General features: G+C 42.3%; 12 protein-coding genes. 6 read left to right on the forward strand and 6 right to left on the reverse strand.

The genetic code is table 11. The annotated features are described in order from the left end of the window. Positions 1 to 19 precede the first annotated feature (19 nt). The 3 genes from AB4160_RS08210 (at position 20) to putA (ending at position 5,622) form a co-directional block, all read left to right on the forward strand. Entirely contained in the window at positions 20 to 1,288 is a 1,269-nt protein-coding gene (locus AB4160_RS08210; RefSeq protein ID WP_102438565.1) for an inorganic phosphate transporter, read from the forward strand. Between the two features lie 266 nt (positions 1,289 to 1,554). Next, positions 1,555 to 2,124 carry a TIGR04211 family SH3 domain-containing protein gene (locus tag AB4160_RS08215; protein WP_241903522.1) on the forward strand — a complete coding sequence of 190 codons (570 nt, stop codon included), beginning with the start codon at positions 1,555 to 1,557 and terminating at the stop codon, positions 2,122 to 2,124. A gap of 318 nt (positions 2,125 to 2,442) precedes the next feature. Beyond that, positions 2,443 to 5,622 carry a bifunctional proline dehydrogenase/L-glutamate gamma-semialdehyde dehydrogenase PutA gene (gene putA, locus AB4160_RS08220; protein WP_102531064.1) on the forward strand — a complete coding sequence of 1,060 codons (3,180 nt, stop codon included), beginning with the start codon at positions 2,443 to 2,445 and terminating at the stop codon, positions 5,620 to 5,622. A 197-nt stretch (positions 5,623 to 5,819) separates the two neighbouring features. On the opposite strand, the gene AB4160_RS08225 is transcribed toward putA, so the two are convergent. From AB4160_RS08225 to AB4160_RS08240, 4 genes are all read right to left on the reverse strand, one after another. After that, positions 5,820 to 6,656 (reverse strand): formate/nitrite transporter family protein, encoded by an 837-nt coding sequence (locus AB4160_RS08225; protein ID WP_076540465.1) that lies wholly within the window; start codon positions 6,654 to 6,656, stop codon positions 5,820 to 5,822. Positions 6,657 to 6,975: 319 nt separating this feature from the next. Beyond that, complete coding sequence (locus AB4160_RS08230; RefSeq protein ID WP_372004177.1) at positions 6,976 to 7,866, reverse strand: cation diffusion facilitator family transporter; 891 nt, start codon at positions 7,864 to 7,866, stop codon at positions 6,976 to 6,978. A gap of 308 nt (positions 7,867 to 8,174) precedes the next feature. Further along, a complete protein-coding gene (locus tag AB4160_RS08235; protein WP_198589270.1) occupies positions 8,175 to 9,059 on the reverse strand; it encodes a LysR family transcriptional regulator in 885 nt (294 codons plus the stop codon). Positions 9,060 to 9,308: 249 nt separating this feature from the next. After that, entirely contained in the window at positions 9,309 to 9,590 is a 282-nt protein-coding gene (locus AB4160_RS08240) for a hypothetical protein (RefSeq protein ID WP_372004179.1), read from the reverse strand. Between the two features lie 319 nt (positions 9,591 to 9,909). Between AB4160_RS08240 and AB4160_RS08245 the strand changes: the two genes are divergently transcribed. The 3 genes from AB4160_RS08245 (at position 9,910) to AB4160_RS08255 (ending at position 12,809) form a co-directional block, all read left to right on the forward strand. Continuing rightward, complete coding sequence (locus AB4160_RS08245; protein WP_372004245.1) at positions 9,910 to 11,259, forward strand: Na+/H+ antiporter NhaC family protein; 1,350 nt, start codon at positions 9,910 to 9,912, stop codon at positions 11,257 to 11,259. A 189-nt stretch (positions 11,260 to 11,448) separates the two neighbouring features. After that, a complete protein-coding gene (locus tag AB4160_RS08250; protein WP_133149374.1) occupies positions 11,449 to 12,093 on the forward strand; it encodes a hypothetical protein in 645 nt (214 codons plus the stop codon). Between the two features lie 2 nt (positions 12,094 to 12,095). Next, positions 12,096 to 12,809 (forward strand): pseudouridine synthase, encoded by a 714-nt coding sequence (locus tag AB4160_RS08255; protein ID WP_347230779.1) that lies wholly within the window; start codon positions 12,096 to 12,098, stop codon positions 12,807 to 12,809. Positions 12,810 to 12,820: 11 nt separating this feature from the next. Here the strand turns inward: AB4160_RS08255 and AB4160_RS08260 are convergent, their stop codons facing one another. Both AB4160_RS08260 and AB4160_RS08265 read right to left on the reverse strand, forming a co-directional pair. Beyond that, the gene (locus AB4160_RS08260) at positions 12,821 to 14,977 is read right to left on the reverse strand and encodes a S46 family peptidase (protein ID WP_372004181.1); all 2,157 of its coding nucleotides are present in this window, start codon (positions 14,975 to 14,977) and stop codon (positions 12,821 to 12,823) included. Positions 14,978 to 15,184: 207 nt separating this feature from the next. Further along, positions 15,185 to 16,390 carry an amino acid permease gene (locus AB4160_RS08265; protein WP_303410271.1) on the reverse strand — a complete coding sequence of 402 codons (1,206 nt, stop codon included), beginning with the start codon at positions 16,388 to 16,390 and terminating at the stop codon, positions 15,185 to 15,187. Between the last annotated feature and the right edge of the window lie 168 nt (positions 16,391 to 16,558).

A 16,558-nucleotide genomic window follows, 5' to 3' on the forward strand; every position in this document is an offset into this window, starting at 1 on the left:
AGGTTATCAAGGAAACAACATGGTTGATGTATTAGTCACCAATGGCCCAATGCTTATTGGTATTGCGGCTGTATTTGGATTTTTGATGGCATGGGGTATTGGCGCAAACGATGTCGCTAATGCTATGGGAACCTCTGTGGGTTCTAATGCTATCACTATTAAACAAGCTATTATCATTGCAATGATCTTCGAATTCGCAGGTGCATACCTTGCGGGTGGCGAAGTGACCAGCACAATTCGTAAAGGGATTATTGACGCGAGTTATTTCGTCGATTCACCTGAATTACTGGTTTACGGCATGATAGGTTCTCTACTTGCTGCAGGTATTTGGCTGATCCTAGCCTCAGCGCTAGGTTGGCCTGTATCTACGACTCACTCTATTATTGGCGCTATTGTTGGCTTTGCTGCAGTAGGTGTTAGCGTAGATTCTGTTGAATGGGGCAAGGTTGTTGGCATTGTCGGCTCTTGGGTTGTGACTCCTGCGATATCCGGTTTCATCGCCTTTATGATCTTCCAAAGTGTTCAAAAACTCATTTTTAACACTGATGATCCGTTAGCCAACGCTAAGCGTTATGTACCTTTCTACATGGCTTTTGCAGGCTTTGTGATGTCACTTGTGACTATTACTAAAGGTTTGAAGCATGTTGGATTGCACTTCTCAACTGCTGAAGCCTATGGCTTAGCCGCTATTGTTGCCGTTGTTATTGGTATCTTTGGTAAGATTATGATCGGCCGCTTAAACATGAGCACCGACGTTAATCGCCAAACTGAATATGCAAATGTAGAAAAAGTATTTGCTATCTTAATGGTAGTTACCGCTTGTTGTATGGCATTTGCTCACGGTTCAAATGACGTTGCTAACGCCATTGGCCCATTAGCAGCTGTAGTTTCAGTTGTTAACAGCGGCGGTGAAATTGGCTCTAAAGCGGCTTTAGCTTGGTGGATTTTACCATTAGGTGCGGTTGGTATTGTGATGGGTCTAGCTATCTTTGGTAAGCGTGTAATGCAAACCATTGGTAAAAACATCACTCACTTAACCCCAAGCCGTGGTTTTGCTGCTGAACTTGCTGCAGCATCAACAGTTGTTATTGCATCAGGTACCGGTTTACCTATCTCGACAACTCAAACACTAGTTGGTGCGGTATTAGGTGTGGGTATGGCTCGTGGTATTGCCGCAATTAATATCGGTGTAGTACGTAACATCGTTGTTTCTTGGGTTGTTACCTTACCTGCGGGTGCGGCATTATCTATCCTGTTCTTCTTCACCATCAAAGGGATATTTAGCTAATAACTCGTCAGTTATTAAGCTAACCACGCAAAAGCCGGTCATATTAATGTCCGGCTTTTTTGTTTCAAATAGCAAACTTTCGTTAATCAGCGGGCTAATTATTCGCTTCATTTAGCCAAAGCATAACGTTTTACGCATAATCCCATTAGATTAATCAGTAATATCGCTTATTTGAATAAGACTTTTGCGTTCTTCCTTGCAATCAAGTCGCTAAATAAATAGCATGACGGGTAGTTCTAATGGTATGGAAAAATAACGTGTTAAGAATGTTCACAATGGTAGTATTACTACTGCTCTCAAATGGCTTAATGGCGCAACAAGCGACGCATTTCATTACCGATGATGTCGATATTTACATGCATAGTGGTCCAGGGACTCAATACCGTATTTTAGGCACCATCGAAGCAGGCCAATCAGTTACCTTATTAAACGAAAGCCAAAACGATTACAGTAAAATTCGTGATCATAAAAACCGTGAAGGTTGGGTGATTTCTGAGTTAGTTAAAAAAGGCACCGGCCTTAGAAACCGTTTGCCAATTGTTGAAGCAGAACTCGCTAAAGCCAAGCAAACTTTAGCGCAGCTAGATCAAAGCTCTGAGTCTGTAACCCAACAGCTAACAGCAGCTAACCAACAGATTTTATCTCTAGAATCAGAGCTTGCTAGCGCATCTCAACAGCGCGACCATGCGATTAAAGAATTGAATGCGATTCAAGATAATGCTCAATCAAGAATGTGGCAACAAGGCGCATTAATTGCTGGATTAGGCGCCTTAATCGGTATTTTCCTAGTCTATCTACCAAGACCACAACGTAAGAAGAACAGCCGCTGGATGTAGTCCTAGCTCAATTACGCGACTTATCTTACCTGAAAAGCCAATGCCATTGCATTGGCTTTTTTGTTTCTGCTTTTTGAGCTTACGCTGGCAACAAAAGCACAACATTTACCCCCTCAAAAAAGTCGTTATTTTGCCTGCAAGAGGTATAAAAAACACCTAGGCTATATTTCATCATCACAACTGACACTAAATCTTGCTCAACCTCACATTTTAATCGTATACTCGCCTCGATTTCGTACATTGTATACAAAATAAAAAACATCATAATAAACATCTTGTTTACAAAGTTAGTAAACAGCTCAAGACGGAATGAAAATTATGTTCAATGCCAGTGAAGTCCTAAACGGTCATTACAATAATGCTAGCTTAGATGAGCTATTCTCAGCCATAACTAATAATTACATCGTTGATGAAGAACTGTATTTATCTGAGCTTATTAAATTAGTGCCATCGTCTGATACTGAAATTAAGCAAATCACTGATAAAGCCCATCAACTGGTCTTGAAAGTGCGCCAATTTGAAAAGAAAGGCCTAATGATTGGCATTGATGCTTTCTTGCAGCAATACAGCTTAGAAACTCAAGAAGGCATTATCTTGATGTGTCTTGCTGAAGCATTATTGCGTATCCCTGATGCCGCTACTGCAGATGCCTTAATCGAAGATAAGCTCTCTGGCGCTAAGTGGGATGCGCACTTAAGTAAAAGTGATTCAGTGTTAGTTAACGCATCCACTTGGGGCTTAATGCTCACAGGTAAAATCGTTAAGTTAGATAAAAACATCGACGGCAAACCTAGTAACTTGCTAAACCGTTTAGTTAATCGTGTTGGTGAGCCTGTTATTCGTCAAGCAATGAATGCCGCGATGAAGATTATGGGTAAACAGTTTGTGTTGGGACAAACGGTTAAAGAGGCCCTTAAAAACAGTGTTGCTAAGCGCCAGCAAGGTTACACCCACAGCTATGATATGCTCGGTGAAGCCGCGTTAACCGCTAAAGATGCACATAAGTATTACACTGAATATAGCCATGCGATTGCTGAATTAGGCGCACAAGAATACGATCTATCAAGCGCTCCTCGCCCCACAATCTCAATCAAATTATCGGCGCTGCATCCACGCTATGAAGTCGCCAATGAATCACGTGTACTCAGTGAATTATATGACACTGTCATTAAACTCATCGTGCAAGCGCGCGAGCTCAACATCGGTATTTCAATCGATGCCGAAGAAATGGATCGCCTTGAATTATCACTCAAGTTATTCCAGAAGCTATATAACGCCAACGAAACTCAAGGTTGGGGCTTACTGGGGATTGTGGTTCAAGCCTACTCAAAACGTGCCCTGCCGGTATTATGTTGGTTAACTAAGTTATCCCGCGAGCAAGGCGATGAAATTCCAGTGAGACTAGTAAAAGGCGCTTATTGGGACAGTGAGTTAAAATGGGCTCAGCAAGCTGGCGACGGTGGCTACCCACTTTACACTCGCAAAGCCGGCACGGACGTATCATATTTAGCCTGTGCTCGTTATTTACTCTCTGACGCCACTACAGGCGCCATATACCCGCAATTTGCCACCCATAATGCCCAAACAGTTGCCAGTATCAGTGCGATGGGCGCGAATCGTCACTATGAGTTCCAGCGCCTACATGGCATGGGTGAAGAGCTCTACGACACTATGCTGGCTGAAAGTGGCGCAAAATCCGTGCGTATCTACGCGCCTATTGGTGCCCATAAAGATCTACTGCCTTATCTGGTAAGGCGCCTATTAGAAAACGGCGCTAACACCTCGTTTGTTCACAAATTAGTGGACCCGAAAACCCCTATCGAAAGCTTAGTGGTGCATCCATTAACCACTTTAAAAGCTTATAAAACTTTAGCTAATAACAAAATTGTTCTTCCGGAAGATATTTTTGGTATAGAACGTAAAAACTCTAAAGGATTAAACATGAACATCATTTCTGAGTCTGCGCCATTTTTTGCCGGCGTTGACCAATTTAACGATACCCAATGGACTGCTGGGCCATTAGTCAATGGCGAGACCTTAAGCGGCGAAACCAAAAATGTACTCAGCCCATTTGACACCACTAAAACGGTGGGACAAGTAGCTTTTGCCAATAATCAGGCAATTGAAGCTGCATTAAGTTCTGCCCATGGCGCTTTTCATCGTTGGAGTCATACCCCCGTTGAGCAGCGTGCATCTGCACTGCAAAAACTGGCTGACTTACTTGAAGAGAACCGCGAAGAGCTGATTGCCCTTTGTACTCGTGAAGCAGGTAAAAGCTTACAAGATGGCATTGATGAAGTCCGTGAAGCAGTAGATTTTTGTCGCTACTATGCTATTCAAGCCAAGAAAATGATGGCGGCGCCAACTTTGCTTCCTGGGCCGACGGGTGAATTAAATGAACTATTCATTCAAGGCCGCGGCATCTTTGTTTGTATTAGCCCTTGGAACTTCCCATTAGCGATTTTCTTGGGCCAAGTTACTGCGGCGCTAGCTGCTGGTAATACCGTGATTGCCAAACCCGCTGAGCAAACTTCATTAGTAGGTTACCGCGCAGTGCAATTAGCTCATGAAGCAGGCATTCCTGTCGATGTACTGCAGTTCTTACCAGGCACTGGCGCTACTGTTGGCGCAGCGATCACCGCTGATGAACGTATTGGCGGTGTGTGCTTTACTGGTTCAACCGGCACAGCTAAATTGATTAACCGCACATTAGCTAATCGTGAAGGTGCTATCATTCCGCTCATCGCTGAAACTGGCGGTCAAAATGCGATGATAGTTGACTCGACCTCACAAGCAGAACAAGTGGTTGCAGATGTGGTTTCATCGTCGTTTACCAGTGCAGGCCAGCGCTGCTCGGCATTGCGAGTGCTGTTCTTACAAGAAGATATTGCCGATCGCGTGTTAGATGTAATGCAAGGCGCAATGGAAGAACTCAGTATTGGTAACCCAAGCTTTGTTCAAACTGACGTTGGCCCTGTGATTGATGCCACTGCAAAAGCGAACCTAAATGCCCATATTGATCATATCTCGCAAGTTGGTAAGTTAATTAAGAAAATCAACTTACCCGCAGGCACTGAAAATGGCCACTTTGTGTCGCCAACAGCGGTAGAAATTGATTCAATTAAAGTGCTTGAGAAAGAACATTTCGGGCCAATTTTGCACGTTATTCGTTATAAAGCCGCTAATTTAGCCGCGGTTATTGACGAGATAAACAGCACCGGCTTTGGTCTTACTTTAGGAATTCATAGCCGCAATGAAGGCCATGCGTTAAATCTTGCAGACAAGGTTGATGTGGGTAACGTCTATATTAATCGTAACCAAATTGGCGCAGTAGTGGGTGTACAGCCTTTTGGCGGTCAAGGTTTATCAGGTACTGGCCCCAAAGCAGGCGGACCACACTACCTTACTCGTTTTATTACTGAAAAAACCCGCACCAACAATATTACTGCCATTGGCGGTAACGCGACGTTATTGTCCCTTGGTGATGCTGAAGACTAATAATTAGCAGGTTTGAAACCATAAAAATGCCCGCAGCTGCGGGCATTTTTTGTTCAAGCTATTTTATTTAGGTTAATAGTGTTCAAGCTAATACTATTTACCGATAAAACCATCAACGGCTTACCATTAAGTAAGCAGGTATCACTTGAATCGCCATAACAAAGCCCAATCGAGACAAGGATAGGCCTTAGCACTGCTTATAAAGCTAAGCTTTCTTTTTCAGCAGCAGTTTTACGCTCAGGGCTTGTCTTAACATGGGTTAAGTACAAAGGTAAGCCCACGAGTAAAAAGCCGCCGACTAAATTACCTAATGCCGTTGGGATTTCATTCCACAATAGGTAGTCGCTAACAGTAAAGTCACCGCCCATGATCATTGAAAATGGAAATAGGAACATATTAACGATTGAATGCTCAAAACCCATAAAGAAGAACAGCATCACAGGCATCCACATTGCAGCCATTTTGCCGCTCACTGAGGTTGAGATCATAGCGCCTACCACTCCCATAGACACCATCCAGTTACACAACATGCCGCGAATAAAAATAGTAAACCAGCCTGCCACGCCATGCTCTTGATACCCTAACGTACGTGACTCACCAATTGAGCTCACTTTAGCCGCTAATACTCCACCGTCAGTGTTGTAACCATAAGTCAGGATATAGGATGCAAAAAATGCCACGGTTAACGCGCCGGCAAAATTCCCCACAAACACTAACCCCCAATTCCTAAAAAGTTGCTCCCAGGTACATCCCGGTCGCTTGTTAAGGACAGCTAAAGGCACTAAGGTAAATACACCTGTCAGCAAATCAAACTTCATCAGATACAACATAATAAACCCAACCGGGAATAATAATGATCCGACTAACAAGCTACCTGTTTTCACGATAACGGTAATGGCAAAAAAAGCGGCAAGTCCCAGTATCGCGCCAGCCATAAATGCCCTAACTAATGTATCTCGTGTCGACATGAAGATTTTTTGCTCCCCAGCATCTACCATCTTGGTAGCAAACTCCTTTGGCTCGATATATGACATAGTGCATTCCCTATAGTTATGTAGTTGACTGCTAATAAGCCAACTTCATACCAAGGTTGATAAATGCTTATAAATCAATATCCTAATCTAATTAGATTTTTTGAAAATGGTTGTAAGTAGTGCAAGCTGCACCTAGATAGCGCAAAAAAGCCATTATTGAAAGGCCGTATTTAGCATCAAGTTTGTCTCGCTAAATGAAGCGTAATGAGCAAGTTAGTGGTTGTTGCGGCGGATAAGTGAGTCTTCGTTAAGACTCAAATGGTACCAATAATCGAATATGGTTATTGTAGTGACTAGCAATAGCTTGATGACTAAATGGTTAAATGGCAATATTCATTTTAAGCTCTAACTTGTATGGCAGCGCTGATAACTTTTGCTTGAGATTTTGCTGAAATACTTTGATATCACCGGTCTTTATAATTGACTCTTCACTAGGTACGACATTGATATCAATTCTAAGCTCATTTCCCACTTTGACGACACTGCCTAAATGCAGGGTTTCTTGGCTATCAACTTCTTTCATGCCTTTGGATACTTCTGCAATCAGTTCTTGTTGTGGTGCCATTTGCAATAGCTCTTTGACCGCTTGACTCACCATAGAAAAAGGAACTTTCAAAAAGTAAGCTGAAATTAATATCATCATGAGTGGATCGGCATAACCTGCATATTGAGCCAGCGAAGTTTGCGTTAAGCCCCATGCGATAACAAACCCCAGCGTAATAGCCATGCTGAGCAAAGTATCCATCTGCCACTGCTTAGTTTCTGCTTCAATTAACCCTGAGTGCGACTCGCGGCTCATTTGGGTTATTTTCCACCAAGCAAAACCACAACCAAGGGTATTTACCAGCCCAAAAACACTCGCTACACCAATGTCTAACGGCTTGTCACCTTGTATTAAACTATCGATTGCCCCAAACAGTGAATAAATCACTAGACTCATAATCACTAAACCTTTGATCGCAATAACAATAGGTTCAAACATCGCCTTACCATTGGGAAAACGCTTATCTTTCGGGGAATGGATAAGCTTAGCGGCGAGCAGTGACAAAATAGTTAACAGCAAACTAATTAACGAGTATAAACCATCAAAGGCTATGACTAAGGAACCCAATATCAGCCCAACCGCCAAGCCGCCTACAGCAAACATCAGCGCAAATACTGAAGACAGTATCAACACTTTTTGCTCTATTGCTTGAGATGGCACACACATATGAATTCCTCATAAAATTAATCATTTACCCGTATAGGTAATTGAGTACAGTTTGGCATTCTGTATTAAATCAGCAATGACAAACTCAACGTCTGTGAGGTTATTTTGATAGTAATATTATTATAGCAAGGCTATTCAATGACTTAGTTTAGCAACCATCTGTCAATTATATTGACAGTGAGTGCTTGGCATGAATCCGAAATAACACGAATAAGCTAATACAAAGGTGATAGCTGGTTATTGAAATGGACCAGTTGAACAGTTTGATTTAATGACCCATCGAGGATGGGCTTATCATGAACACAAGATTAAAAAGCAAATAGATAGTCATTTAACTGATCGGCTAACCAGTTTGTCGCGGGATGCTCATTAAGGCCACTTGCTGCAAACATGCAATAGTCTTCCTGCAATAAACCGTAAGTATGCTTAATCACCGCAATGGATTGCTGCCTCAATAAATGTTTAATCAAGGGCTCAGGCATTACACCCCAAGCATCTTCAGTTTGAATGGAGCTAAGAATGTAATCAAAACTTGAAAAACCAATATAGTTACGGGAAAAAGGCTGTAATTCAGGATTGGACTTTTCATTTAAATATACCATTGATGCTTGCATGGCGCTGCGCAAGTCTTCATCTGACACTCGGCGTTTTGCTGCCAAGGGGTGGTCATGACGGCACACTGACATCATGCGAATTTTACCTAAAGGATGTGATGTCACCATGGCACTATCAGTGCTTTCATAGTCAATTCCAAAAGCAAAATTAACTTGCTCAGTTTCAACTAAATTGGCCAGATCGCCGGTGGAGGCCAGCACAATATTAAATGAGGTTGCTGGAAAGTGATTATTAAGCTGATGAGTCAACTCTAACCAAATATCGTCAGGTAAAGAGTCGTCACGGGCAATCCATACTTCTGCAGCAAACTCACCTTTAACTTGACGACAGGTTTGGCGAATCCGCTGCGCCGCTGTCAGCATACTTTGGCAATCTTTATAAATAGCCTTACCTGCTTCGGACAATGTGACTTGGTTACCGGTGCGATCAAATAATGCGGTATCGAGATCTTTTTCCATCGCTTTAATCGCCATGGTCATTTTGGTGCGATTCTGTTCTGTTTGTCTCGCCGCTTCTGACACAGAGCCCAGCTCTGCGACCAAACAAAAAGCTTCAATTTGCGAAAGTGTCAGTGCCATTATTATTCCTATAGTGAGGCTACCTCGCTAAGATAGCCTATTGCTTTGTGCCACAACAGTACGCTTTATCAATTTCGCTAGTCAGTTATCGGTTATCAACATAGCTTAGGCAATGCTAACCATCTTAAGGGAAAAAATGAAATCTAAAATTACAGCGGATATGGGAGTTTGAGGCAGGAAAGTGAGGTAGTAAAAGGCAGCTTGATAACAATCCTAATAACCATCAAGCCCTCACAGGCAATATTCGCACTATTGACTATCAAACAAACCGTTGCGCTTTAAACCTCGATGAACGTTTTTACATAACTTGGCAAATTTTTCTAAATCGCCAAAGCTCGGGGTGGCATTATTGTCCAGCAATGATTGCCAATAACTCACTTCACTATCAACAATTTCAAGCAGTTTTTTGGGACAGCCAATACAGCTACTATTAAAACCACATACGGCTAAAGCAGGATCATCTAAGGGAAAGGTATCTTTAACTTGGTTTATAAGTTGCTGCATTGCAGTCATTCTATCTGGTTTCATCATCAAGGGGCTCTTGCATCAATGAACGCCGATAATATTGCAGCGGCAGTTAAAGGTCAAAATACAGCCACCAAACCGCCTCAAGGTTAATGAGATGTATACTTTATTGTGCTGCAAATACAGTTAGCATGTGCCATTAAAGTAAAACCAACCCTAGAAGCAAAGAAGTCTAGACGTCTAGATTGACACTAATTTGTAGATCTCCTATGCTGACTATCATTGCACAAGCTATCATCATTGAAACTGAAATAACATGGATTGCTAAAGTAACTCGCAGCCTATTGGTGCAGCACCAATAACCATCAATGAATTGAATAAGATAATAAGAGAGACTCACTTGACCACAGAAACACAAAAATCGGCCACCAGCCCAGCCTCCTTTGTTGCTTTACTGCCACTATTTGCTTTTTTAGCCTTATTTATTGGCGCTGGGGTTTACTTTCAAAGCCAAGGTGTAGACTTTGCTTTTTATCAGTTACCTAGTGTTATCGCGATTTTACCGGCGATTATCTTGGCGTTATTACTGTCTAAGCAAAAATTAAATCAATCCATTGATACTTTCATTGCCGGTATTGGTCACAGCAATATTATTGCTATGTGTCTGATTTATCTATTGGCAGGCGCCTTTGCCTCTGTCGCTAAAGCGACTGGTGGTGTTGATGCTACAGTTGCGCTGGGCTTATCAATGATCCCATCGAACTTATTATTACCCGGCTTTTTTGTTATTGCTGCCTTCATTGCTACCGCGATGGGCACCTCAATGGGTACCATTGCAGCGGTAGCGCCGATTGCATTAGGCGTTGCTGATCAAGCGCAAATTGATTATGCATTAATGGCTGGCGCAGTATTATCTGGTGCATTATTTGGTGATAACTTATCTATTATTTCTGATACCACCATTGCCTCAACCCGTACTCAGGGCTGTGAAATGAAAGACAAGTTCCGTGAGAACTTAATTTTCTCGCTGCCAGCATCAGCAATTGCCTTAGTGTTATTTGCTATTGCGGGTCAGGGACAAGCTGACATTGCCGCCCAAGAAATTGACTTCATTAACGTTATTCCTTACCTAACGATATTATTTTTAGCGGTATCAGGGGTTAATGTGTTTGTGGTACTAACCGTAGGCATACTGCTAGCTGGCGCTACAGGCCTGTTCACTATGGATTATAGTGCGGTCCAATTTGGTCAAGATATCTATGCTGGTTTCACCAACATGCAAGAAATCTTCATTCTATCTATGCTTGTTGGCGGTTTAGCTGCGCTGATGACACAACAAGGCGGTTTAACCTTTGTAAGCCAGAAGATTGAATCTTTGATTGCCCGCTTCTCTAAAGCCAAAGGTGACGCATCACCCCGCGCTGCTGAACTAGGTATGGCAGGTATGGTTGCAGCAACCAATGTGTGTGTCGCTAACAATACGGTATCGATTGTGGTTGTCGGTGACATTGCCAAAGACTTAGCCAGCAAGCATGGCGTTGCACCTAAGCGCGCGGCGAGTGTTTTAGATATCTTTGCTTGTATCATTCAAGGGTTAATTCCCCATGGCGCTCAAGCACTATTGATAGCATCAACCTTTGCCATTAGCCCATTAGCTGCTATTTCACACGCTTGGTATTGTATGATTTTAGCTGTGGTTGCTATTTCAATTGTGATATTGCGTAAACGCGCTTAATTCACTGTCAAACCAACGGCATAAAACCTGAGAACAACCGACTTAATGATGGTTGAACTCAGGTTTTATTTTATATAAAAGAGCGGTTTAAAAGTGTTAGTCTAAAGTTAACATTTGCATATCAAACAACCCATGAGCCAATCAATTCAGTTTAATAAACATTACGATTTATATTTAATGATTATTTTCATGTCTTTAGCGACTGCTGTAATTAGTGGCCTTGGCATTGGGGCGGCGTTAATTGCTGAAGTGTCTCGTTTGGGTATTAACCCACTGAGCATTAGAGCTGATACCTTAGGTGACTATATGAGTTCACCGTTAGCCATTGTTTACAATATGTCATTAGTCATTGCTGGAATGTGTTTAATACTGGCTATGTCAGCGCGCTACTTTGTCTTTGAAGATGGCTACAGCCGAGGTATTACCGTCACTGGCGCTACCTTAGGCGTATTAATTGTACTCATTGGTATCTTTCCAATTAACTTTTTAGAGCAACACCGTCTGTTTTCAACCGGTTATCTCATTTGCACCTTTTTGCTGCATTGTTTTTGCTTTATGGAATACTTTCGCAAGCGTAGCGCTTTAACCAGTCCATTATTCGCTCTAAATATTATTGGGTTAATATTTTCAATAATATTGATGTCTTTGCTTAACTGGTCGACATTAGATTTTGATCCATGTAGCCATGCTACCAGTGACATTTGTTGGATGTCCTTGGTGATGTGGGTACTAACTCAAACCAATATTTTGTGGTGTATGGTGTTAGCCATTGATATGAAAAACCGTATTAAGCAGCAACATCACCTTGCCAACTTATCGCTTGTAGGAAACTAATTTTGGCCAATAATATGCGCTTAGAGCAGTATTTAGCTCACTGCGGAGTCTGCTCAAGGCGCCAAGCCCAAAGGCTTATTGCCGCAGGTAGAGTGTGCTTTAATGGTCAAATCGCCTCAGCGTTAGATCGCGTCAGCCCCAATGTGGTAAACCCCAATATTTTACTAGACGGTGAAACTATTGCGCCACTAGAGAGCAAACAATATTGGCTATATCACAAACCCGTGGGCATTGATTGCCGCTTATTACCTGAGTTAGCCTCCAGTTTAATCCATCACTTACCCGCTTCACCCCGGCTGTACCCTGCAGGAAGATTAGATAAGGACTCGCGCGGATTATTACTACTGACAAATGATGGCGCGCTAACTCATCGACTGATGCATCCTGATTTTGGCCATGAAAAAGTCTATCAAGTCACGGTAAATAAACCACTTAAAAATGATTTTGCCGCGTTAATGAGTGCAGGAGTCAGCTATCGAGATGTGACCACTAAACCTTGTAAGGTCTCTGTCATTGACGAGTGCCAATTTGAGATAACGTTAACCCAAGGGCTTAATCGACAAATTCGCAGAATGTCCCAAGCGCTGGGCTATCACGTTGTTGATTTGCTAAGAGTGAGCATGATGAATTGTCAGCTTGCTCAGTTGCCAGAAACAAAAATGCGGCCCCTAGAGGCCGCAGAATTAGTCACACTGCAGCAGCTACTTAAGTTGTAGCTGCTTATCAATTATTTTACGATGTCCATTTCTTCAAGTAAGTTGTCAGCATTATCTAAATACTTCATCACCCACAGCATGTAACGGCTATCCACTTGGATTGAGCGGTTAGTTTGAGGATCATAACCCCAGTCACCAATGATGCTTTCGTAAACGCCATCAAACAGTAAACCCACTAATTCAGCGCGGCCATTCAAAGTTGGAGAACCTGAGTTACCACCAGTGGTATCTAAAGTCGATAAGAAGTTAACCGGTACAGAATCGATTGATTTCATGTAGAAATCGCCGTACTGCTTTTGCTTAATAAGCTCAAGTTGCTTAGTCGGTGCATCAAATGGAGCTGCACCAGTATCTTTCGCAACAATACCTTCAAGACGAGTAAACGGCGCCGCCACTAAACCATCTTGGGGCGAGTATCCTTTTACGTTACCAATCGTGACTCGTAAGCTTGAGTTAGCATCAGCGTAAACCGGTTTACCTAGCTCACGATTATAGGCAATGACCGCATCCATATACTGTGGACGCACTTTCATTAAGTCTCCAGCAAGTTGTTTTTGCGCTTGTTCGCGTTGCATTTTTTCATCAAAGGTCATCACCGCATATTGAATAAACGGATCTTTCGACTGATTAAACTCAGCTACCGACTTATTCATCCAAGCTAAGCGGACGTCTTTATCTGACAGTGTGGTATTGGCATACATGCTATCAAGGGTTTTCATTAGCTTGGCTTCATCGAAGTTTTTACCAATCGAGAAAGCCTTATCAAAATCAGCTAAACGCTCAGAGGTTGGCAAAGCGGCATAACGCTTGAGTAAGTCTGCTAACATGGCTTTATCAACGCTGGCAGCATAACGACGGTCAATACGCTCCATACTTGAGGTAAACTGAGTCATGTCGCGTTCTTGATAGCCAGGCTCACGCTGCATATCCGGTAACGCTTTTTCATGAGCTAAACGATATAGGCGCTCAGCGGTGTTCTTCATGGTTGAATAACCCATGTAACTCAGCAGTAAGTCACGTTCTTGGCCTTGTTGGTCTAAGGCAATTAACTTATCTAACTGAGCTAATGTTTCACCATATTTCGCCTGACGCTTGCTATCTTTGCTAATCCACTTAGCTAATTTTTGCTCTAAACTTATACGCTCATCTAACATGGTAGATTTACCGTAAAACTCAATCATCGAAGTAAAGTTTTTAGCGTAATTGGCTAATCCTGCAATTGAGCTTTCATATTTAATTCGCTCATCACTGCCTTCTGGGGCTGTGTCTTTGATGATTTCAATTAAACGTTCACGCAACACTTTACCTTGCGGATAAGCCCACTCAAATTGGTTTTCGATTTCATTCGCGATGCGATAACGGTTAGTACGGCCGGGGTAACCTGCCACCATAACAAAGTCCCCTTCGCTTACGCCTTTTGCAGACACTTTAAGAAAGCTTTTAGGCTCGTATGGGACATTATCTTTACTGAAATCGGCAGGCTTACCATCTTTACCGACGTAAGCACGGTAGAATGAAAAATCGCCAGTGTGACGTGGCCACATCCAGTTATCGATATCGCCGCCATATTTACCCACACTGGCTGCAGGATTATAAGTTAGGCGAACATCGCGGATTTCCATCTGTTTAACTAAGTAATACTCAAGACCACCATGAAAACTATAAACCTTACAGCGGTAACCATCTTGCGCTTCACACTCTGCGACTAATGATTTCTCTTTTTGCTCAATGCCTTTGTAAAAGTCATTACCAGTTTTGCTCATTTCACCGTCTTTTATTTTAGCGGTGACATCAGTAACAGCTTCAGTAACATAAATACGTGAACCCGGTGTAGCAGGTAATTCTTCTGCATAAGTTTTAGCTAAAAAACCATCTTGTAACAGGTTGTTCTCTGGGGTTGAGTTGTACTGAATAGCGCCATAAGCACAATGATGATTAGTAACAACCAAGCCTTTAGGCGACACAAATGATGCTGTGCAGCCACCTAGGCTAATCACGGCATTCATTGGAAATTCGGTTAATTTTGAAATCGATTTGGCATCAATCTCCAATCCTTTTGCTTTAAGCTCATCAGCCATTGCAGGTAGCTGATAAGGCTGCCACATTCCTTCGTCTGCTTGGCTGGCAAATGTTGCCAAAATTGCAGCGCTTAATAACCATGTTTTCATTATTATTCCATTTTTAATAAAAGAGCCCCAAATTGCCTGTATTTTAATGCGGTCACAATGTCATATTGAAGCAACAATGTTCAGATTTAAGGCATAAAAAAGTCAGGCGGATAGCCTGACTTTATCATATTGTTTCTACAAAGAAATAGTCTTTGAAAAATGCCGTTACAAAGCTTATCGACAACACAGCTTCATTTATTGGCTTTTTTAGCTTAAAGCCACCATCAACTGAGCAACCACAATCAACAAACCTAATAGACCTGCGATAGCTAAGGCAAGCTTGCCACCACACACTTCATAGCCACCTAATTGTTGCTTACGCAGTTTTAATGCCATGACTATCGGCAAGAAGATAATCATAACCACTAACGGTATGGCCGCAAAGCCGAGCACTTGGAAAAAGCCATCAGGGTAATATAAAGCACATAATAGTGGCGGCACGAAAGTGACTAACCAAGTTTTAGCACGGCCTGCTTTATCATCTTTTGCTCGGGTTAACTCGGCAACATAGTCAAACAAGCTCATGGTAACGCCTAAGAAAGAAGTCACGAGTGCAAGATTGGCAAATAAATCAATAAACTGACTGACAACCGCTGAGTTAGCTACAGCTTGTAATGCATTAACTAGCGCAGGTAATGACCCTGCAAAACCATTTACCGTTTCACCGCCTAAGGTACCTAAAGTGACCAAAATCCATAAGATATAGCAAACTAACGGGATAGTAGAGCCAATCAATAGCACTTTTCTTAACGAAACGGCATCACCTTCTAGGTAGCGCACAATCGTCGCAATACACACATGGAAACCAAATGAGGTAAATACCACAGGAATAGCCGCTAACCATAAATGGTCAAGCTTATCGCCTTCGGCGACATTGGCTGAAAAATTACTTAATGATGCCACAAGGTTTACTTCAGGTAGCAAAAATGCCACCACTAGAACCAATAACACGATCATCGCGGTAAATAACACCCGAGATACTTTATCAATCCACTTCACGCCAACGGCAATTAGGCCACCAAATACTAACGTAAATAGCAGTACTGACACTTGGTTATTTAAATCGACACCTAATAATGGCTCTAAGCGAGATTCAAGTAGCGATGATCCGCCCATTAGATACACCATGGTCAGGGCAAATAACAAACTTAAAAACGATCCGCCTTGAATAAGTTGACCAACCTTGCCTAAGGTTTTGCCTGTAATGGCGTGGACGTTATCACCCACACCAGTACGTAAGTTAATTTCTAACATTAATAAAGAGGTATAAGCTGATAATCCCCAGATAACTACCAGCAATAAAATCGCAGGCATAATACCTAGCGCTGCGGTAGCAAGTGGTAAAGCTAACATCCCCCCACCAATAGCAGTTCCTGCAACAATGGCGATTGAGCCAAGTATTTTTAAGTTCAAAACATGAGTCCCGTATGGTTTTTATTTATTGGTCGTTTTACCAAGTCTTATTGATATGGTCGATTTCGACAGTAGCAGAAGGAGATTATCACTAGCAAGAGACTTAGGCATTTAAAGGCCTACACGCGCGTTAATAAACAATTACGCAACATATTGATAATTACTTTA

Origin of the sequence: Shewanella sp. 10N.286.51.B8 (genome assembly GCF_041469325.1) — a bacterium.
Classification (GTDB): Bacteria; Pseudomonadota; Gammaproteobacteria; order Enterobacterales; family Shewanellaceae; genus Shewanella.

What these genes read in the sequence shown, in the direction of transcription:
- AB4160_RS08210 (WP_102438565.1), top strand. Translation starts at nt 20, where the DNA reads ATGGTTGATGTATTAGTCACCAATGGCCCAATGCTTATTGGTATTGCG.
- AB4160_RS08215 (WP_241903522.1), top strand. Translation starts at nt 1,555, where the DNA reads ATGTTCACAATGGTAGTATTACTACTGCTCTCAAATGGCTTAATGGCG.
- putA (WP_102531064.1), top strand. Translation starts at nt 2,443, where the DNA reads ATGTTCAATGCCAGTGAAGTCCTAAACGGTCATTACAATAATGCTAGC.
- AB4160_RS08225 (WP_076540465.1), bottom strand. Translation starts at nt 6,656, where the DNA reads ATGTCATATATCGAGCCAAAGGAGTTTGCTACCAAGATGGTAGATGCT.
- AB4160_RS08230 (WP_372004177.1), bottom strand. Translation starts at nt 7,866, where the DNA reads ATGTGTGTGCCATCTCAAGCAATAGAGCAAAAAGTGTTGATACTGTCT.
- AB4160_RS08235 (WP_198589270.1), bottom strand. Translation starts at nt 9,059, where the DNA reads ATGGCACTGACACTTTCGCAAATTGAAGCTTTTTGTTTGGTCGCAGAG.
- AB4160_RS08240 (WP_372004179.1), bottom strand. Translation starts at nt 9,590, where the DNA reads ATGATGAAACCAGATAGAATGACTGCAATGCAGCAACTTATAAACCAA.
- AB4160_RS08250 (WP_133149374.1), top strand. Translation starts at nt 11,449, where the DNA reads ATGTCTTTAGCGACTGCTGTAATTAGTGGCCTTGGCATTGGGGCGGCG.
- AB4160_RS08260 (WP_372004181.1), bottom strand. Translation starts at nt 14,977, where the DNA reads ATGAAAACATGGTTATTAAGCGCTGCAATTTTGGCAACATTTGCCAGC.